This is a genomic window from Mesorhizobium kowhaii (assembly GCF_003253745.1).
GTDB classification, from domain to species: Bacteria; Pseudomonadota; Alphaproteobacteria; order Rhizobiales; family Rhizobiaceae; genus Mesorhizobium; species Mesorhizobium kowhaii.
Map to the genome: position 1 here is coordinate 21,459 of NZ_MZXV01000050.1, position 22,414 is coordinate 43,872.

20 protein-coding genes are annotated in these 22,414 nt (G+C 62.9%); all 20 read right to left on the reverse strand.

Translation table 11 applies throughout. The annotated features are described in order from the left end of the window. Positions 1–1,206 (reverse strand): TraB/TrbI/VirB10 family type IV secretion system protein, encoded by a 1,206-nt coding sequence (locus B5V02_RS21950; RefSeq protein WP_111546200.1) that lies wholly within the window; start codon positions 1,204–1,206, stop codon positions 1–3. After that, positions 1,203–2,249 carry a P-type conjugative transfer protein TrbG gene (trbG, locus tag B5V02_RS21955; RefSeq protein WP_208647125.1) on the reverse strand — a complete coding sequence of 349 codons (1,047 nt, stop codon included), beginning with the start codon at positions 2,247–2,249 and terminating at the stop codon, positions 1,203–1,205. Before trbG ends, B5V02_RS21950 begins: the two co-directional genes overlap by 4 nt. Continuing rightward, positions 2,246–2,929 carry a conjugal transfer protein TrbF gene (gene trbF / locus B5V02_RS21960; protein ID WP_111546201.1) on the reverse strand — a complete coding sequence of 228 codons (684 nt, stop codon included), beginning with the start codon at positions 2,927–2,929 and terminating at the stop codon, positions 2,246–2,248. The genes trbG and trbF overlap by 4 nt, the downstream gene beginning before the upstream one ends. After that, on the reverse strand, positions 2,929–4,281 hold the full coding sequence (trbL, locus tag B5V02_RS21965) for a P-type conjugative transfer protein TrbL (protein ID WP_111546202.1): 1,353 nt from the start codon (positions 4,279–4,281) through the stop codon (positions 2,929–2,931). The genes trbF and trbL overlap by 1 nt, the downstream gene beginning before the upstream one ends. A gap of 4 nt (positions 4,282–4,285) precedes the next feature. Further along, positions 4,286–4,570 (reverse strand): putative entry exclusion protein TrbK-alt, encoded by a 285-nt coding sequence (trbK-alt, locus tag B5V02_RS21970; protein WP_111546203.1) that lies wholly within the window; start codon positions 4,568–4,570, stop codon positions 4,286–4,288. A gap of 9 nt (positions 4,571–4,579) precedes the next feature. Continuing rightward, complete coding sequence (gene trbJ, locus B5V02_RS21975) at positions 4,580–5,341, reverse strand: P-type conjugative transfer protein TrbJ (protein ID WP_111546204.1); 762 nt, start codon at positions 5,339–5,341, stop codon at positions 4,580–4,582. Continuing rightward, positions 5,338–7,794 (reverse strand): conjugal transfer protein TrbE, encoded by a 2,457-nt coding sequence (gene trbE, locus B5V02_RS21980; protein ID WP_111546205.1) that lies wholly within the window; start codon positions 7,792–7,794, stop codon positions 5,338–5,340. Before trbE ends, trbJ begins: the two co-directional genes overlap by 4 nt. 16 nt (positions 7,795–7,810) lie before the next feature. Then, the gene (locus B5V02_RS21985; RefSeq protein ID WP_111546206.1) at positions 7,811–8,092 is read right to left on the reverse strand and encodes a VirB3 family type IV secretion system protein; all 282 of its coding nucleotides are present in this window, start codon (positions 8,090–8,092) and stop codon (positions 7,811–7,813) included. Further along, entirely contained in the window at positions 8,092–8,442 is a 351-nt protein-coding gene (locus tag B5V02_RS21990; protein ID WP_111546207.1) for a TrbC/VirB2 family type IV secretion system protein, read from the reverse strand. The genes B5V02_RS21985 and B5V02_RS21990 overlap by 1 nt, the downstream gene beginning before the upstream one ends. Continuing rightward, positions 8,405–9,451, reverse strand: coding sequence for a P-type conjugative transfer ATPase TrbB (trbB, locus tag B5V02_RS21995; protein WP_245446099.1), 1,047 nt, complete (start codon positions 9,449–9,451; stop codon positions 8,405–8,407). The genes B5V02_RS21990 and trbB overlap by 38 nt, the downstream gene beginning before the upstream one ends. A gap of 172 nt (positions 9,452–9,623) precedes the next feature. Then, entirely contained in the window at positions 9,624–10,070 is a 447-nt protein-coding gene (locus B5V02_RS22000) for a CopG family transcriptional regulator (RefSeq protein ID WP_111546208.1), read from the reverse strand. A gap of 9 nt (positions 10,071–10,079) precedes the next feature. Beyond that, a complete protein-coding gene (locus tag B5V02_RS22005; RefSeq protein WP_111546209.1) occupies positions 10,080–12,071 on the reverse strand; it encodes a conjugal transfer protein TraG in 1,992 nt (663 codons plus the stop codon). 315 nt (positions 12,072–12,386) lie between these two features. Beyond that, positions 12,387–13,001, reverse strand: coding sequence for a PP2C family protein-serine/threonine phosphatase (locus tag B5V02_RS22010; RefSeq protein ID WP_111546210.1), 615 nt, complete (start codon positions 12,999–13,001; stop codon positions 12,387–12,389). A 77-nt stretch (positions 13,002–13,078) separates the two neighbouring features. Continuing rightward, positions 13,079–14,479, reverse strand: a complete 1,401-nt coding sequence (locus B5V02_RS22015; protein WP_111546211.1) for a phospholipase D-like domain-containing protein — start codon at positions 14,477–14,479, stop codon at positions 13,079–13,081. 2 nt (positions 14,480–14,481) lie between these two features. Further along, positions 14,482–17,916, reverse strand: coding sequence for a serine/threonine-protein kinase (locus B5V02_RS22020; protein WP_111546212.1), 3,435 nt, complete (start codon positions 17,914–17,916; stop codon positions 14,482–14,484). Positions 17,917–18,186: 270 nt separating this feature from the next. Beyond that, on the reverse strand, positions 18,187–19,959 hold the full coding sequence (locus B5V02_RS22025; RefSeq protein ID WP_111546213.1) for a relaxase/mobilization nuclease domain-containing protein: 1,773 nt from the start codon (positions 19,957–19,959) through the stop codon (positions 18,187–18,189). 250 nt (positions 19,960–20,209) lie between these two features. Next, positions 20,210–20,974, reverse strand: a complete 765-nt coding sequence (locus B5V02_RS22030; protein WP_111546214.1) for a lytic transglycosylase domain-containing protein — start codon at positions 20,972–20,974, stop codon at positions 20,210–20,212. A gap of 4 nt (positions 20,975–20,978) precedes the next feature. Further along, positions 20,979–21,317 (reverse strand): DUF736 domain-containing protein, encoded by a 339-nt coding sequence (locus tag B5V02_RS22035; RefSeq protein WP_111546215.1) that lies wholly within the window; start codon positions 21,315–21,317, stop codon positions 20,979–20,981. Positions 21,318–21,380: 63 nt separating this feature from the next. After that, positions 21,381–21,908 carry a S26 family signal peptidase gene (locus B5V02_RS22040; protein ID WP_111546216.1) on the reverse strand — a complete coding sequence of 176 codons (528 nt, stop codon included), beginning with the start codon at positions 21,906–21,908 and terminating at the stop codon, positions 21,381–21,383. Then, a complete protein-coding gene (locus B5V02_RS22045) occupies positions 21,905–22,399 on the reverse strand; it encodes a DUF2840 domain-containing protein (protein ID WP_208647128.1) in 495 nt (164 codons plus the stop codon). The genes B5V02_RS22040 and B5V02_RS22045 overlap by 4 nt, the downstream gene beginning before the upstream one ends. Positions 22,400–22,414: the final 15 nt, after the last annotated feature.

A 22,414-nucleotide genomic window follows, 5' to 3' on the forward strand; every position in this document is an offset into this window, starting at 1 on the left:
TCACCCTCCGTAGGGTTCGAGGACAAGATCGCGCGTAACAATCACGCGTACGGGGAAGCCCGGCCGGATGGTGAGCGTCGGTTGGACCGACAGCTGACGCCGGACGATCTGCTGGCCAGCATCGTTGATCGTGTCCTGCGTCCCGTCGCGGATAGCACGGAGCAAGCGTTGATCATCGTCGATCGCCAGTTCGGCGCCGATACCGAGCAGCGTCGAGAGGCCCGCCGCCTTGGCCAGATCCCACCAATGATAGTCGACGCCGTCCTCGAGACCGGCATAGCCCTCGGCGTCGGCGCCGGGTTGCCGCTCGAGGACGATGGACCTGCCGTTCGGCATGATGACGCGGTTCCAGACCAGCAGGACGCGGCGCTGACCGAAGCCGACGCCGTTGTCATACTGTCCGATCAGCCGCGCGCCCTGCGGGATGATAAGGATGCGTCCGGTCGGGCTGTCATAGACGTTTTCGGTCACCTGCGCGGTGATCTGGCCGGGCAAGTCGGAGCGGATGCCGGTGATGAGGGCCGCCGCGATGATCGAGCCTGCCTGCAAGACGTAGGGCGAGGCTGGTTCCACAACGCGATGCGGACTAACCGTGTGACGGTCGACGGCGGCGTTGAGGAAGGCGGCCTGCCGATCCTGCGCGGTGAGGGTTACAGGCTCTGGCGTGAGGCCCAAGCCCGCTAGCGTCGGCGCCTCGATTGCCGGCGTTTCGCCCGGCGCGGGCGCCGGAGTGGCCGGTGCGGGCCGCGTTTCGGTGCCGGCGAACAGCCGGCTGGTGCGCGCGGATTCTATTTCCTGGAGCCGGCGCTGTTCCTCTGCGCTGACGCCTTGGACAGGCTGACCACGGTTCTGGGAGCTGAGTATTGGACGCCCCAGGTCACCTGGGAGCGGTGGCCCCAATTGCGGAACATTGGGCTGCGGCTGCGGCACGCCGGAATAGTCGCGCGGCAATCCGGCGAGTCCGTCCGCCGTGGTCCGGTTGTCGGTCGAGTACAGTTCGTCGTTGGCGGGGCCGCTGTGACGCGTCTGCAGCGCGTAAATCAGCGCGCCACCAATGCCGAGGCTGGCGACCAGACCGAGCCCGGCCAGCACACGCCGCGAAAGGCGGGTGACGCGCGGCGCCTCCCCACGCAGGCGCATGGGCGCGGGACCAAGCGCTTCGCCACCGACCGGCGGCCGTCCTTCCTCTTCCCGGTCCTCGCTCATGACGCGGGCCTTCCGTCGGTGCGGACGATCCGGACGCGCTGTTGCTTACGGCCGCTGCCGAAGCGCAACTCGGCCGCGGCGAACAGTCGGTCGACGATCATGTGATTGCCGCGGACGCGATAGTTCACGAGTTCGGAGGTGTCACCCTCGGGGCCGACGATGAACAGTGGCGGCATTTCGCCTTGGCCGATGCCGCGCGGGAATTCGATAAAGACCTGACGGCCGTCGTCAAAGGCACGCAGTGGCCGCCACGGTGCGCGTTCACCTTCGATCGAATAGCGGAAGTTGATCGACGCGAGATCGACTCCGGTGGCGACGGGCTGAGCGGCCTCGGCTCGCGTGTTCTGTCGGCGCAAGGCGATCAACTGGTCCTGCGGATATTGCCAGGACACCGATGCCATGTAGGTCCCCGTCGTCGAGCGCAGCTCCATGTGATAGGTGCGGCGATCGGTGTTGATGACGAGATTCGTCGTCAGGTCCGCACGGGTCGGCTTCACGAGGATGTGGATCTGCCGCGTTCCGCCTGAGCCGCTTTCGGTATCGCCAATCACCCAGCGCACAGTGTCGCCGGCGGCGACTGGACCGGAGCCGACGAGCTGCTCGCCGGGCTGCAAGGCGACGTCGGTGATCTGTCCGACGGCGGTATAGACCTGATAGAGCGCGCCCTGCGTGTAGGGATAGACCTGCATCGCGTTGATAAAGCCGTCCTGCACAGGCTGCATGCGCGCGGCGGCGTTGGCCTGGTTGACCCGGGCGGTGGGCTCGGCCGGTTCCGGTGTTCGACGTGTTTCCCTGACCGGCTTCAACTGGCCCGGCAAGGGCAGGGGACGTGGAAGTTCGACCACCTGGACCGGCGCCGGCGGATCCGCCGCGAGCACAGCGGGCTGTGGATCGTCGTAGGAGATCTGCGGCGGCTTTTTGGTGGCGCAACCGCCAAGCGCCGTTGCGGAGAGCAGCACAAGTGGAAAGACGGATTTACGGAAATGAGGAAATCCGACTTTCGCCGGAGCCGGCCGGATGGATCTACGAACATGAGTGATCATTGGCCAAGCTCCTTCGACCAGTTGATGGCGTTGACGAAGACGCCGAGAGGGTTCTTGCGCAGCCGCTCAGTGTCTCGCGGCGGCTGGATCACGACCGTGAGGATCGCAGTCCAGCGCTCAGTGGATGCGAGCGAGCCGTCCTGGTAGCGGCGCTCCACCCAGGCGACGCGGAAGGAGTCCGGCGAGGCGCGTATGACGCTCGACACCTCGACGGCGATCTGTTGCTTCCCGACCTTGGAGAAGGGTTCGTTGGCGCGGGCGTAGTCGTTGAGCGCCAGCGCGCCGCGGTCGGTCGTGAAGTCGTAGGCCCTGAGCCAGTTCTGGCGAACGATGATTGCATCGGCGGGGATCGATCGGACCTGTTCGATGAAGCGGGCCAGGTGCCAGGCGATCTGCGGATCGGTCGGGCGGTAATCGGCGACGGCTGGCTCGACCGCCTGGGCTTGGCCGAGCCGGTCGACTTGAACGACCCAGGGAACGACGGTGCCTCGCGCCGATTGCCAGACCAGCGCCGCCGCGAAGCCGCCGGCGAGCAGGAGCGAGCCAAACGCCATCAAGCGCCAGTTCTTAGCCTGGACACGGGCCGAGCCGATGCGCTCGTCCCAGACCTGGGCGGCCTTTTGGTACGGCGTCTCGGTTTCGGGTGTCTTGCCGTAGTGGGTGGAAGGTCGTTTGAACATCAGCGGTCCCCTTCGGAGAGATTGACGGAAGAGCCGCCGCCATGGGCGTCGCCCGATCGCACGGCGTGGCTGACGGCCGAGACCCCATGGCTGACCGACTGGGAGCGCTTCATGCGCTTCGCCCAGGCGGGCGGCGTCGAGGCGCCTGGGGAAGTGGAAGGATCGTTGGTAGCGCCGCCGATCGTGCCTTCGGTCGAAGTGGCGCCAGTGGCCTCGAAGGCGGCCTTTGCACCGCTGGAAAAGCTCTGCGCCATGCTGTCGGCAGTGCGGGACGCGGCGCGCCTAAGCGGCGATGTGGCGGCACTGGCACCGGCGCGGGCGACGCCGCCGAGGCCCGAGGCAACGCCGGCTGCGCCCGTCTGGCCCGCAGACGCAAGGCTATAGGAATTCGCGGCTCCGCCGGCGAGCGTGGCGCCACCACGCGCAGCGGTCGAGGCACCACTCGACACGGCGTTGATGCCGCCTGCCGCCGCGCCAAGGACGGCTCCGCCCGCCATCACCATGCCGCCGGCAGCCAGACCCGTGCCGACAGCGGCGCCGGCGCCGAGTTGCGGCCCGCCGGCGACGAGGCCATTGGCGATGCCGGGACCAAAGATGCCAAGGCCGAGCAGCGCGAGCGCGGCAAGCACGATCGCCATGGCGTCGTCGATGGTAGGCGTTGCGCCGCCGAAGCCGGCGGTGAATTCGGAAAAGAGTGTCGAGCCGATCCCGATGATGACTGCGAGCACCAGCACCTTGATGCCGGAGGAGATGACATTGCCGAGCACCCGCTCGGCCATGAAGGCGGACTTGCCGAAAAGGCCGAAGGGGATCAGCACGAAGCCCGCCAGCGTGGTGAGCTTGAACTCGATAAGGGTGACGAAGAGCTGGACCGCCAGGATGAAGAAGGCGAACAGCACCAGCGCCCAGGCGAGAAACATGCAGGCGATCTGGATGAAGTTCTCGAAGAACGACCAGTAGCCCATCAGGCCGGAGATGGAGTCGAGCAGCGGCCGGCCGGCGTCCAAACCTGTCTGGGCGACCTTGCCGGGGCGCAGGAGATCCGCGGTCGAAAATCCGGTGCCGGACGCTTTGAGGCCGAGGCCGGCGAAGCTCTCGAAGACGATGCGGGCGAGACTGTTCCAGTTGCCGATGATGTAGGCGAACACGCCGATGAAGAGCGTCTTCTTGACAAGGCGGGCGATGATGTCGTCGTCGGCGCCCCACGACCAGAACAGGGCGGCCAGCGTCACGTCGATCACAATCAGCGTGGTGGCGATAAAGGCGACCTCGCCACCGAGCAGGCCGAAGCCGGAATCGATGTAGCGGGTAAAGACTTCGAGAAAGTGATCGATGACGCCGGTGCCACCCATGAGGCTATCGGGCCTCCGGTCGATCGATCGCCGGCGGCGCGGGCGCGAGGAAGCGGCGGCGGTTCTCTGCCCAGATGCGTAGGCATGCCGGATCGCGCGTGCCCGCTTCGCCAAGCTCCCGGCACCGGATCAGGTCGCCGCGCAACGAATCGGCGCTGCCGGCCTCCGATTGGCCGACCGAGGGGATCGCGGAGCGATCTTCCTTCCGGGTCAGCTCGAGCGCGGTCGCCACCACGGTGACCGCGACGAACACGACCGCGCCCAGCCGGGCGAGCATCTTTCCGTCCATGACTTTGCCTCAGTCGCCGTTCTGGAACATGCGGGCGTTGCCCGGCTGGTAGCCGGCGCCCGGCGTCAGGAAGCGGCGGCGCTGCTCGCGGCCCTGTTCGGCGGCCGCGGCCTGCTCTGCCGATTGAAGCGCCTGCGCCCGGCCATTCGCCGCGACTACGGCGGTCAGGTCGGCCAGTTGCTGCGCCTGGAGGCCGAGAAGCTGGTTGCCGGCCTGCGCCGCCTGCAGCGCGCCGGTGGCGCCCTGGCTCTGCCCGATGAGCGCGGACATCTGGGTCCGGTTGGTGTCGATGTTGCCGACGACGCCGGCTTGCACGCGCATGGCGTCCTGGAGGCCGTCGACCGTGTTCTGCCAACGCTCGCGAGCTCCCGCGATCAACTCCTGGTCCGAATCCGAGAGCGCGGCGCTGCCGTAGGTTGTCTGGAACGCCTGGTCGATCTGCTGGACGTCGAAAGCGATGTTCTGCGCCTCGGAAAGGAGTTGCTGCGTCTTTTGGACAGACTGCTGCAGCTGCTGGAGCGAGGAGAAAGGCAGGCTGGCGAGGTTGCGAGCCTGGTTGATCAGCATCTGCGCTTCGTTCTGGAGCGAGGTGATCTGGTTGGTGATCTGCTCCAGTGCTCGGGCGGCCTGAAGGACATTCTGGCCATAATTCGTCGGATCGAAGACGATGAGCGCGTAGGCTGATGTCGTGAGCATCGGCGACAACACAATGGGCGCAGTCGCCAGGGCCGCCGCGAGACGCGCTATGCTGGAAGGGGAACGGTTAATCATGGTTGGGTTGTCTCTTGGGTTTGGGGACTGAGGTTCGTGAGATCGGGGATGAGGTCGGCCGCCCACGCGATGCCATGCGCCCGAAGCCAAGCGGGCACGAAGCCATCACGACCGGCCTCAGCGAGGACGCGTTCGATCGCGGCCTGGTCCGTCTTGGACGAGGCGGCGGTGAAGGCGAGGGCCACCTCGCCGAGCCCCAGCTCGAACAGGCGATTGCCGCGGCGGCTCTGGCAATAATAGTCGCGCTTCGGTACGGCTCGCGCGAGGATCTCGATCTGGCGGTCGTTGAGGCCGAAGCGCCGATAGATGGCGGTGATCTGCGGCTCGATCGCCCGCTCGTTCGGCAACAGCAGACGCGTCGGGCAGCTCTCGATGATGGCAGGCGCAATCGCGCTGCGGTCGATGTCGGAGAGTGACTGCGTGGCGAAGACGACGCTGGCGTTCTTCTTGCGCAGCGTCTTCAGCCATTCGCGGAGCTGGCCAGCAAATCCCTCGTCGTCCAGCGCGAGCCAGCCTTCATCGACGATGAGCAGCGTCGGCCGACCATCGAGGCGGTCCTCGATGCGGTGGAACAGATAGGAGAGCACGGCGGCCGCAGCACCAGTGCCGATCAGCCCCTCAGTCTCAAAAGCTTGGACGGAAGCCTCGCCGAGCCGCTCCGTCTCGGCGTCGAGGAGACGGCCGTAAGGTCCGCCGACGCAATAGGATCGAAGCGCCTGCTTCAGGGCCGATGATTGCAACAGCACGGAGAGGCCGGTCAGCGTGCGCTCCGCCACCGGGGCTGACGCGAGCGAGGTCAGTGCCGACCACAGATGCTCTTTTACCTCCGGGTTGATCGCGACGCTCTCGCGCACCAGGATCGCCACGATCCAGTCAGCGGCCCAGGCGCGCTCGGGCGTGTGATGGATGCGCGCAAGCGGCTGGAGTGAGACGGACGCCGCGACGCCATCGGTCAGGTCGCCGCCGAGGTCATGCCAGTCGCCGCCCATGGCGAGCGCCGCCGCACGGATCGAACCGCCGAAGTCGAAGGCGAAGACCTGTGCTTGGCTGTAGCGCCGGAACTGCAGGGCCATCAGCGCCAGCAGCACCGACTTGCCGGCGCCGGTTGGGCCGACGACGAGGGTGTGGCCGACATCGCCGACATGAAGAGAATACCGGAACGGGGTCGAGCCTTCGGTCCTGCCGAAGAGCAGGGGGGGCGCTGCAAAATGCTCGTCCCGTTCCGGCCCCGCCCACACCGCCGAGAGCGGGATCATGTGGGCGAGATTGAGGGTGGAGACCGGCGGTTGCCGGACGTTGGCGTAGACCTGCCCCGGCAAACTGCCGAGCCAGGCGTCCACCGCGTTGATCGTCTCGGTCATCGCGGTGAAGTCGCGGCCCTGGATCACCTTCTCGACAAGGCGCCGCTTCTCTTCGGCGATGCGGGGATCGTCGTCCCAGACGACGACAGTTGCCGTGACATAGGCTTGCCCGATCAGGTCGGAGCCAAGTTCCTGCAGCGCGAGATCGGCGTCGGCCGCCTTGTTCGCCGCATCGCTGTCGACCAGCGTCGCCGCTTCGTTGGTCATCACCTCCTTGAGGATCGCGGCGATCGACTTGCGCTTGGCGAACCATTGCCGCCGAATCCGGGTCAGCAACTTTGTCGCGTCGGTCTTGTCGAGCATGATTGCCCGCGTCGACCAGCGATACGGAAAGGCGAGCCGGTTCAGTTCGTCGAGGATGCCAGGTGTAGTCGAGGTCGGGAAACCGACGATAGTGAGGATGCGTAGGTGCGAATTGCCGAGCCGCGGCTCGAGGCCACCAGTCAGCGCCTGGTCCGCCAGCAGCGCGTCGAGATACATCGGGATCTCGGGCACGCGCACGCGATGGCGCTTCGTCGAGACCGTCGAGTGCAGGTAGGTCAGCGTGTCGGCGTCATCGAGCCATGCGCATTCGGGCATGAACCCTTCGACGAGTTGCAGTACCCGGTCGGTGCGATCGACGAAGCCGCGCAGGATCGCGCGGGCATCGAGACCGCTCTTTGCCTTGCCCTCATAAAGCCAGCCCTCGGCGCGTGCGGCGTCCTCGGCCGGTGGTAGATAGAGGAAGGTCAGGTAGTAGCTGGACTCGTAGTGCGCGCCTTCTTCCTCGAAGTCGGCTTTGCGTTCGGCGTCCACGAGGGCGGACGCCGGGTCGGGAAACCGGCTCTCTGGATACCGTTGTGCCGATACCCGGACGGCCTCGACGAAGATAGCCCAACCGGAGCCAAGCCGGCGGAAAGCATTGTTGAGGCGTCCAGCGACCGCGACCATTTCGGCCGGCACCGAAGATTCAAGATCCGGCCCGCGAAAGCGCGCGGTCCTTTGGAATGCGCCGTCCTTGTTCAGGACAACGCCTTCGCCGACGAGGGCTGCCCAGGGCAGGAAGTCGGCCAGATGGGAAGACGCGCGGCGATATTCGGTAAGGTTCATCATGGCTGGCTCAGATCCTTCAGACCTTCAAATTACCGGGGATGCGCAAATGCCGGCGCACAACATCGACGAACATCGGGTCGCGCTTAGCGGCCCAGACGGCCGCGAAATGGCCGATCGCCCAGAGCATCAGGCCGACCAGCCAGAGCCGCAGGCCGAGGCCGAGCGCCGCGGCCAGCGTCCCGTTCAGGATGGCGACCGAGCGCGGCGCGCCGCCAAGTAGGATGTGGTCGGTCAGTGCGCGGTGGACCGGGGCGGTGAAGCCCGGAATGTCGCCGCCATGGTCGAGGACGCCGTCCATCAGACGAGCGCCCCGCCGCCGAAGGAGAAGAACGACAGGAAGAAGGAACTGGCAGCGAAGGCGATGCTCAGCCCGAAGACGATCTGGATCAGCCTGCGGAAACCGCCCGAGGTGTCGCCGAAGGCCAGCGTCAGGCCGGTGACGATGATGATGATCACCGCAAGGATCTTGGCGACTGGCCCTTCGACGGATTCGAGGATCGACTGCAGCGGTGCTTCCCACGGCATCGAGGAACCGGCGGCATGGGCTGGCGCGATCATCGTGGCCACAACGAAAACGGTTGCTGCGGTCGTGGAAAGCAGGTCGGCAATCTTATGGATAGACGATGAAGTGAAGCGGATCGGGTTCATTCTGAGACTCCGTGGAGGACTGGGGATTCGCGCTTGTTTTGGGGTCGTGTTTGGCGTCGAGCGTGCGGTAGTCGCCGGTAGCGGGATCCAGCCCGTCTACCCAGGCGAGTTCGGCGAGACGGCGGTGCGAGCCGCGACCGGAAAGCACGGCGACCAGATCGATGGTCTCGGCGATGAGCGCGCGCGGCACGGTGACGACAGCTTCCTGAATGAGTTGCTCCATCCGTCGGAGCGCGCCGAGGGCGGTTCCGGCGTGAACGGTGCCGATGCCGCCGGGATGTCCGGTGCCCCATGCCTTGAGCAGATCCAGCGCCTCGGCGCCGCGGACCTCGCCGATGGGAATGCGGTCGGGCCGCAGGCGAAGCGAGGAGCGCACCAGGTCGGAAAGCGAGGCGACGCCGTCCTTGGTGCGCAGCGCGACTAGGTTCGGCGCGGCGCATTGCAGCTCGCGGGTGTCCTCGATCAGCACCACGCGATCAGATGTCTTGGCGACCTCGGCCAGCAGCGCGTTGGTGAGCGTGGTCTTGCCCGTCGAGGTGCCGCCGGCGACGAGGATGTTCTTGCGCGCGGCAACGGCCGCGCGCAGGACCTCAGCGTGGTCGGCCGTCATGATGCCGGCGTCGACATAATCGCCGAGGGTGAAGACGGCGACCGCGGGCTTGCGGATGGCGAAGGCTGGGGCCGCTACGACGGGAGGCAGAAGCCCCTCGAACCGCTCCCCTGTTTCAGGCAGCTCGGCCGAGACGCGTGGACGACCGGAATGAACCTCGGCGCCGACGTGGTGGGCGACGAGCCGCACGATGCGCTCGCCGTCGGCGAACGACAGCCGCTCGCCCGTGTCGGCGAGCCCGTGGGAAAGACGATCAACCCAGAGCCGCCCGTCGGGGTTGAGCATGACCTCGACGATTTCGGGATCTTCCAGAAACCCCGCTATCGCCGGTCCCAGGGCCGTGCGCAGCATGCGCGCGCCCCGGATGATCGCCTCGGATTGTTGGTGAGAAACCGCCATGTCGTCCCCTTCTTGCCAAAGGACCGCAAAGGCGGCGCTGGCATCGGGGATGATTAGAAGAGGCAGGAATTAGAGGCTGGCAACAACTACAATGTGGCGTCGCGGCCTGGCGTATAAAGACAGGGAAACGGCGGGACGTTGGAATACTTGGCATCCGCCTCGCGAAGACCATTCAGCCGGCGGTCCCCGACTCGTCGGGATCTTTGGTCGGCGAAAGGTTGCCAATGTCGTCGGGAATTTCCCGGAGGAAGCTCTGTCCTTTTTGCAGGCGCCGGCCCAGCGCTTCGATGAACCCCTCGAAGCGCTCACGGCCCTTGATCTGGGCCGCCGCCTGGGCGTCGGTCGGCAGTGGCGGCGTGATGGTCAGCCAGAAGCGGACGAACAGCGCTAGCGTCTCCGCGGTAACACCGAGATCGCGCTCCATGCGCTGTGCTTGTCGCGAAAGCCGGTCGAGGCGACGGGTGAACGCTGCTTCTCGCCGGTCGGCACCATCCGGCGACAGGAATGAGGCAACCGCCGCCTCGACGATCGCCGAGCGGGAGAGCTTCTTGCGATCGGCAAGCTCGACGATCTCTCTCAGCATCTGAGGCGGGAAATAGACGTTCATCCGGCCGCGCATGGTCGAGCCTCACATCTCAATGCCATCGTCAGGGTCGAGCGCGACCTGGCGGGCGACCCCGCGCATCTGCTGGCGCAGGATGCGGCCCTGCCGTGCGGTGTCTTCCGGCTCGTCATCGTCGATGATGGCAAACTCTTCCTGCGGCCTCGGTCCGCTGGTCTCCCTGGCGATGGCGACGTGATCCCGCAGCTCGGGTTCGCGGCGCAGGCCGCTATTTGCCGCGTCCTGCTCGGCCTTCTCGGCTTCGGTAAGGAGCGCGGGCGAAGCTTTCTGCAGGGCAAGCGCCGACCAGTTGTCCTTGCGAACTGACCTGCCGCTCTTCGCGGGATCGGGGGGCGGCAGGACGCGCTCCTTGAACCGTGCGTCCTCATAGTAGCGAGCTTTTTTCGCGCGGATCGGCGGCGTGCCCGCCACCATGACGATCTCGTCGCTGGGCGGGAGTTGCATCACCTCGCCCGGTGTGAGCAAGGGTCTCGCCGTTTCCGAGCGCGACACCATGAGATGCCCGAGCCAGGGCGACAAACGATGCCCGGCATAGTTTTTCATCGCCTTCATTTCGGTCGCAGTGCCGAGGGCGTCCGAAACGCGCTTGGCCGTCCTCTCGTCATTGGTCGCAAAACTCACGCGGACATGGCAGTTGTCGAGGATCGAGTTGTTGGCGCCGTAAGCCTTCTCGATCTGATTGAGCGATTGGGCGATGAGGAAGGCCTTCAGGCCGTAACCGGCCATGAACGCTAAAGCGCTCTCGAAGAAATCGAGTCGGCCGAGCGCCGGGAACTCATCGAGCATCATCAGGACGCGATGGCGGCGGTCCTTCGCATGAAGATCCTCGGTCAGGCGCCGGCCGATTTGATTGAGCACCAGGCGAATAAGCGGCTTAGTGCGCGAGATATCGGATGGCGGTACGACGAGATAGAGGGTTGCGGGCTTGGCATCTGAGACGATGTCAGCGATGCGCCAGTCGCAGCGGTGGGTCACCTCGGCGACGACGGGATCGCGGTAGAGGCCGAGAAATGACATGGCGGTGGAGAGCACACCGGATCGCTCGTTGTCGGATTTGTTCAAGAGCTCGCGCGCGGTCGAAGCCACGACTGGATGCGGGCCGGCTTGTCCCAGATGCGGCGTCGTCATCATCGCCGCCAGCGTGGTTTCGATCGGCCGCTTCGGATCCGAGAGGAATCCAGCGACGCCAGCCAGCGTCTTGTCAGGTTCAGCGTAGAGAACATGCAAGATCGCGCCGACGAGCAGGGAGTGGCTAGTCTTCTCCCAATGGTTCCGCTTTTCGAGCGAGCCTTCGGGGTCGACCAGCACGTCGGCGACATTCTGGACGTCGCGCACTTCCCAATCGCCGCGGCGCACCTCAAGCAGTGGGTTGTAGGCGGAGGACTTTGCGTTCGTGGGGTCGAACAGCAACACGCGCCCGTGCCTGGCGCGAAATCCTGCCGTGAGCTGCCAGTTTTCACCTTTGATATCGTGGACGATGGCCGAGCCTGGCCAGGTCAGGAGCGATGGCACCACGAGGCCGACGCCTTTGCCGCTTCTCGTTGGCGCGAAGCATAGCACATGCTCCGGCCCGTCGTGCCGAAGATAATCGCGATCGAGCTTGCCGAGAACGACGCCGTCTGGACCGAGCAGCCCTGCAGACTTGATCTCGCTTGGGTTGGCCCAGCGCGCTGAACCATATGTCTCGACGTTCTTCGCCTCGCGCGCCCGCCAGACCGACATGCCGATCGCCACGGCAATGGAGGTGAATCCTCCCGAGGCTGCGATAAAGGCGCCCTCGACGAAGATAGGCGGCGCGTAGGCGTCATAGAAATACCACCACCAGAAGAAGGCCGGCGGGTAGTAGACCGGCACGCCTGCCAGCTCAAACCATGGCGTCCCGAGTTGCGCCTGGAAGCCGAACCTCCACGCTGTCCACTGCGTCGCCGACCATGTCGTGGCGAGTACGATCAGGAAGACGACGGTGATCTGGCCCCAGAGGATTTTCGTGGCGGACAAGTGAATGATCCTTGACAGCAATTGCCATCAAGATCGGTGGCAATTGCTAAGGGCTGCAAGGCGTTATCGTCGTGGGTCGTAGGGCTGGCGCCAATAGAGAACAAATACAGGGGACGGGCAGGCCGCGGCGCTCTGCTGGCGCATAGACGACGACCTCTGCCATCATCCGAATGAGCCGTTTTGCTGCCGACTAAGGACGCTAAGGTTCGCCCTACGACGAACGAGAGCGATACGCGTGCGGTGGCTTACATTTGGTCGGCTAGGAGGTCGATCCCAGGGGCGATTCGAGGAGAGTGATTTAGTGCCGCTTTGTGGCTATTCAATCCGACAAAAAATCGCAGAAAGGTTGTCATTTGAACCGTTGTCGAGCGCCATGTCGAATAACGACGCAAGCGCTCGGTCAGGAGTAAGGTCCTTCAACAGCAAGAGATCAGTCTCGCGCAGGAATTGGTGAAAGCCATCGGTAGATATAAGGAACTCGGTTCCCAGGTCGACCTCCAAACGATCAATATAAGGGATTGCGTTCGCCTCCGAGCCTCCTAAAAACCGCGTGATCGCTCGCGAGTCAGTCTGCGACCGATGATCAACCGTTAATAGCCGCACAGCTGCATGCTCAATTTGGTACACGCGGCTGTCGCCGACATTGAAAATCAGCACACCTTCTTCGCTTGCGGATATTCCAGCAATCGTGGTCGCAGGGCCTATGCCCCGAGACGTTCGTGCGAGTACGCTCCTGTGAGCGCTGGCGATGGCTAGCCTGAGAGCTTTAGCCTCATTGTCTGCAATAGGTTTTGTGGCAAGGCTTTCGATCGCTGCAAAGGCTGCCCAACGCCCGTCTGGTCTCCCGCCAACACCGTCCGCGACCGCAACCACAGAACCATCTCGCGTGAGAGGCGTGACGCGGGAAATGACCTCTCCATCGTCCGTCATCAAATGCCCTGGCAAACCGACAGCGTCTTGGTTATCCACGCGTCGGCCTTGATGTGTGAGGGCCCAGCAGGAGATTTTCACGGCGGTCCAGACCCGCCGACATCAAACCGCTTAAGAATCGTTAGCGCATACGCTGCAACCTGGTCCCGCATAGCGATGCGCGTACCCCATTCTTCGCGAAACGTCCGCTTGGGATCGCCGCGAAAAGACAACCAGTTGAAGCTGGTCGTCACAAGCCAGTCATCGTCTTTGATGAGGATCTTGGCATGGGTGTTGCCTAGGCGAACAAATCGGAAATTGTGATGGTCGCTTGCCAGCTTCTCTAGATGCTTGACCGCTGTGGGGACACGTTCTTCCTCCCCAAGCCCATAGCCAATATATACATCGACGCCGTCGTTTAGGCGTTGGGTGAGCTTCTGAAGAAAGCTCTTGTCGACCACGGCATCGGTAATCCAAGGCGAGATGATAATCAGCCGTTTGACCGCTTCCTCAAGCGCCATGCGTAGCAATGGCGGATGATCGTACACCGCGATCATCTCGACTTCGTTCGGCGGCGATGAATCACCCAGCGCCGGGGCAGTTGGATCTTGCTCTTCCCGCTTCGCCGCGATCTGCCGTCGCAGTTTGGAAATCGCTTTCTCTCGTTGCGCTTGAGCCCCTGCGACGTCCGGTTTTGGCGGCGCTATGGGTAGATTGAAACCGGAATCGTCGGGTAGCGGTTTTGCGTTGAGAATCGCTGGCGCGATCCCCATCCTTGCTGGGCCGTCGCTTGCTGCAAAGGCGTCTTCATGTTCACGAGAAAGCCGACCGTCAATAGCGAACCCAACCTGTACTTCGTTACCGGAGAGGCGTCGAAAGATGAGGGCGATCGCCGGAATGAAATTCGCGAAGGCTCGGCTAATGCTTTTCACTTGCAGGATTTGCACGCTTGGCTCGGTCGCCTGGCTTGGCGTACGAAGAACAGCTTGGAGTTCGTCGCCCTTAATCTCCTCGGGGTTGGGACGCTTAGGCGGAAACGGCCGGATTTCCCGGATGCCGCGGTCGCGTAAATCCCTGGGCTCCCATAACCTCAACTCGTCGGTGCGGATCGGGCGGCGAGTAAGCCCGTCATAGCGAAACACCAGCGACTGCTCGTGAGGACGTATATGGCTCTCCCCGGCAAGCACTCGCTCGCTCTTGCGTGTGAGCCGCAATGTGCCGGTTGGGGAGACAGTGAGTTCGTCATCCTTAATTAGTATCGAGGCCGTAGCTTCAACAATCGTCATGCTGATTCCGAGAAAACCAGCGACTGTCTCAACAGTTGCAAGGCCAGCCTCCACGGCGCGCAACACAAACTCTTCGATCGCCGAATATGCCTTCGGCTGCAAGGTGAGAACAGTTGAGGTCAATCTGTAGACCGGGAGGCCAACCTCTTCAAAATCGACCAAGTTAAAACCGGGGCGGTCGTCAAAGCTGCGTGCAATCTCATCGGGGCGCATGCTCATACTTCCACAAAGGCGCAGTCGTCAGGATGGCCGCGCATATAGAAAAGGACTTCGGCAAAAGGGTTGCGACCCGTGACGCTGTCACAGAACACCGAATCTCCGACGATGACTAACCCTAACTTGGCGCGCGAAAGGGCGACGTTAAGCCGTTCGTGCTCCTTTAGGAATCCGATCTTCCCTTCCGGATTGGAGCGTGTGATTGAATAGACGGCAATATCGGCTTCGCGACCTTGATAGGAGTCGACCGTTCCAGTCTCGATCTCGAGGTCTGGGTGTTGGCGCCGGCGCGCCGCCGCCATACGGTCGAGTGCAGCGACCTGTCCGCCATAACCCGATAGTAGCGCGACGCTGTACTTATTTTTGCGTTTTGACGCAGCGAGCTGGAGACGCAGGAGCAGGTTTTCGATCGCTTCAACTTCCGTGTCGTTCACGTAGGTGCCTCGGTGAAACTGCTCAACTCTGCGCGGGTTCGCCGCTGTGTTAAGCCAAGTCACCGGTTTTGGTAGGGCGAATGCCTTGGCCAGCCATGGGCAGAGTTTCTCGTTCACGTTATTAAGTGTCCCTTTGTAGAAACACGCGCTGACGAGATCCCCGATCGGCTTTACCATTCTGTGCTGGGTAAGAAGCGAGACTTGGTTCGCTCGCGGCGCCACTTCGATGAAATGATCAAGAAGTGTCCGACGCGCCTCGTCCCTACCTACCCCCTGCCGTTCCAGTTCGCGCCGGGCCTCAAGAGAGTCATCGACGAACGGCGGTAGCTGGTTCGGGTCGCCTACCACTATCCATTTTCGCGATTTCGCCATCGGCACGAGCATTTCCGTTGGTGTCGCCTTCGAGGCTTCGTCGATGATGCATAGATCGAACTCCACAGACTGAAGCGCATGCGCAGCCACGCCGAGGCAAGTCCCTCCGATTAAGTCGCAGTCGTTGATAAATGCGCCATGGAAATCAGAAGACTGACCGAAACGCTGTCGCCATTCCTCCGCGAGCACGAGAAGCTTCTGATACTGCGGACCGTGTTCTGAATGGTGAATAAAGTCATGCTCAAGCTCGACCATGTCCTTCTCACTCAATGTCTCGATCTGGTCGGCTAAATCGGGGAAGCCGCGAGCCCGGTCAGTAGCTGCTTGGTAAGTATGCCGCGCAACCTCAACCGCTTCTTCAGCCTGTGTCGTTTCCACCTGCTTAAGCCGGATGTCGGCAACCAAAATACGAAATTCGTCGCCACGCGCCTTATCCTTGGACAACTCCTTGCGCTCCTCTTCGAGCGCAAGGAGTTCATCGCGACATGCGTTCACGCGCTCTTGAGATAAATGGAGGCGCAAGCCGGCGAATCTTAATTCAGCGAGGGCCATACCGATCAGCACGTGCTCGGAGGTAATATCGTGCTCGGCCGCCCAATCGAACAAGAACCGCTCGGACCGTTGCATTGCATCCTGCAGCCATTGGCCTACGCAGTACTCGAGCAACAGATGATTGAGCTCAGGGGACACCTTCTCATCACCGCGTCGAGCTATCCGCACTGCGCGCAGAGGAATGGATTTAGCCTTCGCAAGCTTCTCGATGTTAACCAGTGCATGATCGAGAGCTACGTGTGTCTGCGACGATAACAAGATGCGCGAACCGGGCTTCCTCTTGAGGACTTGAGCGACTAACTCAGTAATAAATTTAGTTTTTCCAGTGCCTGGCGGACCTTCGACGATCAGGAGATCCCTAGTTCCGAGAGCAGCGCGGACGGCATTCTTCTTGTCGTCGTCGAGATCCGACTGGAAGAACTCGACATCCGCGGGCGGACGTGGTGTTTCCGGCTGTTTTTTGCCGGTTAGTATATCCCGTAGGTCTGGCCTCGTGTTGCGTCCGAACTTAACCGCATCCAGCGCCGCGATCTGTCGCTTGAGTGCGATCTGCGACTGCCTCACATCGAGTTCGAGTTGACCTTCCTTCGGCACCGCAGCCAGATTCTGGCCGGGTCCGCAGTATAGCACCACGGTTTCGCCGTCGGTCCGTTCAATCTCGCCAAAGACGGTATTGCGCGCGTCGAGATGGATAAGTCGCTGTTGTCCTGTGACCGCCTCTCCGAGATTGTGTCGCGCTTTCAGAATCAGGCGGGCGCCGTCGATATCCACGCCCGAAAAGTGGATTGGCTCCTTGCGGAGATGCTGGATGCCTTCCTTGGCCCGCAATGTCGACGACCAGCGATCGAACAACTCTGTTTCGGCGAGCCGGCTTGCCTGGACCTTGCGGTTCGTAAGGAACTCTGCGAATTCACTGGCCAGCCAATCCATCGCAACGCTATCACCGCGATATCCTGCTTGGTTAAACTGGACGAGTGGCTGCCAGGCTCTATCCCTTTGCCGCTCAAGTCGCGAAGGGTTTTGTGCGGAGACGCCGATGATTGATAGGGCCTGGCGGGTCTCATCGACGACCGCTCGGAACCGAAACTCAGCAGTCAACAGGGCAAGATGGTGCTCGCCCACAACGGCCGAGCTATCTAGTTCGTCGATGCCGCAGATCTCATTGAGCTCGTTCATGATCTGCTGCGCAGCGAGTTCGTTGGATCCGAGATGCCGCTCCGCGCGCATCGCCTCAAGGGCTGCCTGAGTGAGATAGACAGGGACGTTTCGAGTGACAGCCCCCAGCGTCGCGGCCCGGGCCATCGCGGCCTCGATCTCCTCAGCAAGAACCACGATGTTGGCTGGACGAAGTGCGGGGTCGCTATTGACGCAGCGGATCAGAATCTCGCGAATCTCCGCCGGGAGATCGATTTTTCGCGATGCCGTGTGCACCGCGTCGTAGTCTTTGAGGGGCACACCGCCAACGCATTCGAGGCATAATACCGCAAACGAGAAAACGTCCCGAGTATCGGGAAAATCGCTGCCGTCTTCTGGCGGTGCATAGGGCACCGATTTGAAGTGTATTAGAGTGACGCCTGGCTTGTAGTATCGCCGAAATTTTGAAATGCCGAAGTCGGTGACGCAAGCTCGGCCATTGGCGTCGACTAGGACATTTTGAGGTTTAATGTCCCGGTGCAAGACGTCTTGTGAGTAGGCGAACCGTAGGGCATCCAAGATGTCAGCACCGTAGCGCGCATAGAACCCGCCCCAAGTCGGCTCCGGGTGCTTGATCAGGTGCTCACTCAGATTGGCGTCGCACCACTCCAGCGCGACATAGTTGCAGCCGCTCGCGGCATCACGCCCGAGATCTATCAGGCTAACGATATTGTCATGGCTTGATAGCTTCTCAAGCGATTCGCACTCGCGCGAGAACGCTTCCATTACAACATTCTGTTGGAAAGCGTCCTTGTCAAAGATCTTGAGCGCGACCTTGGCTAGCCCATTTTCAAGGTCGACTGCGCGAACGACCTTGCTGATCTCGCCCAGATAAGGACCCCAACTGGGGTCCACCACGAATCGGTCGCCGAATGTATTCATACTCCCCCAACCCCTTCAATCTCCCGATCTTACTTTGTACGTTGACAAGAACAACTGCAATCCCCGCCATTGGAAACTTTATCCGGTGTAGCGTCGGCGACGCTGCTCCCTCGGTAATTTCTCGGCGACAGATTGGTCACTGTTTGTCACTTGGAACGATCCTAGGTCAGCCATCCTTATTCTACCTATGAACAAGCGGTTTTGACGATATAAGGCTGGCGGTCCCGGGATCCGATGGCGCCATTCCCGACCATTTGCGACATTAAAAAACTACAATCCCAGCGTCCGTTTCCGGCCGAAGCTCCAATCGATGACGCCGCGCTCCCTGACGACGCCCAAGATGTGCTGGCCGAGTTTCTTCTCGATCGCGGCCGACCACGGCACGAGTTGGAAGCCGAGGCCGTTGTCGATCATCGCGAAACGGCCCGACGAGAGTGTAAGGCGCTGGCGATAGATTCCTGAGAAGTGTTCGCCGGGCGTAGCTGTCACATGGGGCAAGCCGGTTTCTTCCGACAGCTTCTTGCCGACGGCGTCCAACTCGCGGCGGCGCAGCGTATGGAGCAAGTCACGCTGGAGGATGACGCGCTGACCCTGGCGGCGGGCGAGCCCTTCGTTGGCGAGATACTCGGCGCGGGCCTGAATGGCGTCGCGGGCCTCTCTGCCGAACCCGCCCAGGGAAAGCGGCATCTGCTCGCGCTCGACCAGACGGTGGTCGAGCCATGTGGCTCCGGGCGCTGTGATCTGGGCGTGCAAATCGAGATCGGAACGGGTCGCGAGCGTCAGCGTCGCCCGGGGATCCTCCAGTCCGCCAAACTGACGGACCTCGACGATGCCACCGACCGGCGCCGCGTGCTCGAATGCCTCGATGCCACGGAAGCGGACATGATGGGCGCGGCCGTCTGTGCCGTCGATCACGGCGTAGGCTTCTCCCGTGAGTTCGTTGTGAAGGCCCTTATCCACCAGCCGGCCGATGATCGGCGCGTTCTTCATGCCAGCTTCGATCGCAAAGTCAGCGACGCCACGATCCTGGCCGCGCTCCGCAAAGGCCCGATGCATCGTTTTGATGATGTCGCCGCGCATGCCGAGGTCGCGGAGCGACCGCTCGGATTCGAGGCCTACCATCCATTCGCCGGGACCGGCAGCCGTGGCCAGTCCCATCTTCTCCAGATGCTGGAACCGGCCGGTCATCAGCCGGCGCATTTCGGGGTCGGCGGTGCCGGTCATCCCGGCGCGCAGGTCTATGTATCCGGTTTCGTCGGCAGCGCTGCGGATTTCCACATCGAGCCGCGTCCAGCGCTCGGCGGTGATCTCCCTCTCCAGAGCGTTGCGGATTTCGTGCTCGGGCCGGGGTCCAAGTTCGATTGATACAAGCTCCTCGGCACGCGAGCGCAGGCCGTGGCCGATGTAGTCGCGCGAGATGACGAGGTCCGCACCGGTGTCGTCGACGCCACGCACCAGAAGATGGACGTGCGGGTTGTCTGTGTTCCAGTGGTCGACGGCGACCCAATCGAGCCGTGTGCCGAGGTCGAACTCCATCTGCCTGGCAAGATCACGCGTGAAAGCACGCAGGTCTGTCATCTCACCGGCGTCCTCGGGCGAGACAATGAAGCGGAAGTGATGCCGATCGTCCTTCGAGCGCTCGGCGAAGGCCACGTCATCAGCGCGGTCGCTGCCGGCGTCGAACATCACCGCTTTTTCGCCGTCACGCGTGACGCCGTCGCGCTTCAGATAGGAAAGGTGCGCGGTGAGAGGCGCGGAGCGGAAGGCGTGGCCAGAAAGCCGGGCAATGCGGGCGGCGACTATGACACGTCGGCTGGAGGAGAAGAGCCGGTTGCGGCTGAAGTTGATCCGGCCACGCCCGAAACTGGAGCGGCCGAGAACTGGCGAGCGGCCATTCCTCGAAGCCGCATTGGACGCGCCATCGGTATGGCCAGCACGTTTGGCGGCGCGAAGTACCTGGTTGACGAAGCTCTTCGCCTTCGGCGCGCGCGTGCTTCGGACGCTTCCTGGCCGGACGCGAAAGTCGCTATCGCCCTCACTCATGGCCAATTCGCCAATGAAGGTATTAGGCGAGCAGTGCCGAAAATAGCATTGAATTCGTTGGCAAAATCCTCAAGTGCGGCACGCGCTCCGACCAACAGGCACGCCGGAATACGAGCCATATCAATGGCTTGGATGACGACGGGCGAGCCTCTTTTATCTTGCCATCCTAACGCTGTGCTTCTTCCCAGCTCCTCGAGTTTTCTCCGCCTTACGCCACTCCACGCCGGTCTGCGCGATCCCGCGAGAGCCTTCATTGAGGGCCTGCAGGGCCGAGACGGGTGACAAACAGGCCGTCGGACAGGGGTGAGATGGCGGAGAGATCGCGCACGATCGTTGCAACCGATGCGTCATCGCGCTGGTCGTCGCGCCGCGCAGCTTCGACAGCAGACGTGTACTCGGTCCGCTCAGCGAACAGCGGCGCGCGCGTCCAGTTAGCGCGCTCGACGGCTGCGGCCACGAAAGGGCGATCAATTTTTCCGCCTCCGACAATATGAGCGAGGGCAGCGACGTAGGCGCGCGTTTCAGCAGGTAGCGGACGACGGCCGGCAAGGTATTCCTCATAGCGGCCGGGGCCAGCATTGTAGGCAGCGAGAAAGCCTGGAGAGCCATAGCGGTCATGCATCTCGCGCAGGTATGCTGCGCCGGCCAGGATGTTGTCGCGCGGGCTGAAGGGATCGCTGCCGAGATTGTGGCGCAGACGAAGATCAGCCCATGTTGCGGGCATGATCTGCATTAGTCCGATGGCGCCCGCAGGTGAGATCGCCCGGACGTCGCCATGGCTTTCGGCTTGCAGGACGGCGTATATCCAGCTTTTGGGTATGCCGAAGCGCTGCGAGGCCTCGGCAACCGTCGCGGCGTATCGGTCGCCGGCAGCCTTTCGTTCGATCGGTGCATTCTGCGCGAGCGTGGCCGGCGACAAAGCGACGATTGAGACAAGGCCGGAAAGGAGAATGAATACGCCGCGGCGGAGAATCTTTAGACGTCTGGTGGCAAAGCGGTGGCGAGGGATCGGCATGGCCTCACTCCCGTTCGCTGCGTTTGGGCGCACGGCTCCAGTGCAGCGACCACGACGCCTTGTCGGCATCGGACCGGAAGAGGTTTGCCCGAATCGGCTGCAGGAAGACGGGATCGTCGATCAGCAGCGAGACGTATTCTCCGGCCTTGTCTCCGGTTCGCTTCCAGCCTGCACCGACCTCTGGTCCGTCACCATCCTCGCCCAGGTGGATGCGATAATCCGGCGCCTTTTCGGCGTCCGTGGGCTCGGCTGGAACGAGGGCGAGTCGCACGTCCAGCGTGAGCGTGCGGACGCGGCCGGAATATCCGGACTTCGTGCGAGTGAACTCTCCGATCTGTGGCATTTCTTTGCTCCTCTCTGCGATAGGCGTTTGAAGGTTCGAGCGCGATCACTAGCCCGGAGCGCGCTATTCGTGGCGGCCGGTCGTGTCCTGCTCAGTCCAAAGCGGGGTGGCTCGACCGATGATCGAGCTAGTCGCAATCGGCCCGAAGTAGCGGCCGTCGAGGCTGTGGCGGACTAGCGCATTCATGAGGAAGACTTGGCCGCTGACGATGCGCCGGCAGCCCCGCCAGACCGGCAGTGGTCGGCCGAAGTGATCGTGTTCGAGCGCCTTGTCGATCTCGATTCCATCGACGGTAATGGCCAGGCCACTGCGACAGACTTTCTGCCCCGGAAGGGCGGCTACACGCTTTATCATTGGCACACCGCGCGGCAGATAGCCGTTGTCGGCAAGGAAGCTCGCCAGTGGTTCTGGAGCATCGACAGCGACAAGATCGCCTAGAGCAAGTCGCTCTGCGGGGCGGACGCGGTAGAGGCCGATCGGCGTGCTGGCTGACGCGTTCCAGATCAGTTTCGGCGCCACATGAACAAAGGACAGTCCGCCGATCGCGAGCACGGCGAAGCATGTGGCCACGACGTAGCTAGACCGTTTCATGGTTCGGCCCTGCGGCGGCGGAGCCAGGCGTGATGACGCTCGCGGGTGTAGGGGCGTGGCTCGTGGCCGGCGTTGAGGCGGTTATGGATATGTCGCCAATGGTCGGGCGCGACATCGACGGGATCGATGCCGAGCGCCTCGATGGCGTCGACCGCCTGGAGCACGCGCTCGACCTTCGGCCAGCGGTCGACTTTCAGCAGGATGTCGCCGCCGGGTCTGACGAAGGGCAGCGTCTGGAACGGTTCGCCGTCACGAACCGCGCGCAGGATATCGATGCGCGAGATGATCGTGCCGAAGTCGTTCGCCGCCCAGCGGACGAAGGCGAAGGTCGTGTTGGGCGCAAACCCGACGACACGGTGGCGCTGGTCGAGAACCTGCTCGTGAACCTTGTGGCCGAACCGGATCCAGTGCTCGATCCTCTTCTCGATCCAGGTCAGCTCAACGAGGGTTGTGGATGGCGTGGCGACGATAGGCTGTCGGCCGCCGCGCATGCGAGGCGTCTGGTT

Excerpts from the sequence above, each read along its gene's own strand:
- B5V02_RS21950 (WP_111546200.1), bottom strand. The coding sequence starts at position 1,206 with ATGAGCGAGGACCGGGAAGAGGAAGGACGGCCGCCGGTCGGTGGCGAA.
- trbG (WP_208647125.1), bottom strand. The coding sequence starts at position 2,249 with ATGATCACTCATGTTCGTAGATCCATCCGGCCGGCTCCGGCGAAAGTC.
- trbF (WP_111546201.1), bottom strand. The coding sequence starts at position 2,929 with ATGTTCAAACGACCTTCCACCCACTACGGCAAGACACCCGAAACCGAG.
- trbL (WP_111546202.1), bottom strand. The coding sequence starts at position 4,281 with ATGGGTGGCACCGGCGTCATCGATCACTTTCTCGAAGTCTTTACCCGC.
- trbK-alt (WP_111546203.1), bottom strand. The coding sequence starts at position 4,570 with ATGGACGGAAAGATGCTCGCCCGGCTGGGCGCGGTCGTGTTCGTCGCG.
- trbJ (WP_111546204.1), bottom strand. The coding sequence starts at position 5,341 with ATGATTAACCGTTCCCCTTCCAGCATAGCGCGTCTCGCGGCGGCCCTG.
- trbE (WP_111546205.1), bottom strand. The coding sequence starts at position 7,794 with ATGATGAACCTTACCGAATATCGCCGCGCGTCTTCCCATCTGGCCGAC.
- B5V02_RS21985 (WP_111546206.1), bottom strand. The coding sequence starts at position 8,092 with ATGGACGGCGTCCTCGACCATGGCGGCGACATTCCGGGCTTCACCGCC.
- B5V02_RS21990 (WP_111546207.1), bottom strand. The coding sequence starts at position 8,442 with ATGAACCCGATCCGCTTCACTTCATCGTCTATCCATAAGATTGCCGAC.
- trbB (WP_245446099.1), bottom strand. The coding sequence starts at position 9,451 with ATGGCGGTTTCTCACCAACAATCCGAGGCGATCATCCGGGGCGCGCGC.
- B5V02_RS22000 (WP_111546208.1), bottom strand. The coding sequence starts at position 10,070 with ATGCGCGGCCGGATGAACGTCTATTTCCCGCCTCAGATGCTGAGAGAG.
- B5V02_RS22010 (WP_111546210.1), bottom strand. The coding sequence starts at position 13,001 with ATGACGGACGATGGAGAGGTCATTTCCCGCGTCACGCCTCTCACGCGA.
- B5V02_RS22015 (WP_111546211.1), bottom strand. The coding sequence starts at position 14,479 with ATGCGCCCCGATGAGATTGCACGCAGCTTTGACGACCGCCCCGGTTTT.
- B5V02_RS22020 (WP_111546212.1), bottom strand. The coding sequence starts at position 17,916 with ATGAATACATTCGGCGACCGATTCGTGGTGGACCCCAGTTGGGGTCCT.
- B5V02_RS22025 (WP_111546213.1), bottom strand. The coding sequence starts at position 19,959 with ATGAGTGAGGGCGATAGCGACTTTCGCGTCCGGCCAGGAAGCGTCCGA.
- B5V02_RS22030 (WP_111546214.1), bottom strand. The coding sequence starts at position 20,974 with ATGCCGATCCCTCGCCACCGCTTTGCCACCAGACGTCTAAAGATTCTC.
- B5V02_RS22035 (WP_111546215.1), bottom strand. The coding sequence starts at position 21,317 with ATGCCACAGATCGGAGAGTTCACTCGCACGAAGTCCGGATATTCCGGC.
- B5V02_RS22040 (WP_111546216.1), bottom strand. The coding sequence starts at position 21,908 with ATGAAACGGTCTAGCTACGTCGTGGCCACATGCTTCGCCGTGCTCGCG.
- B5V02_RS22045 (WP_208647128.1), bottom strand. The coding sequence starts at position 22,399 with ATGCGCGGCGGCCGACAGCCTATCGTCGCCACGCCATCCACAACCCTC.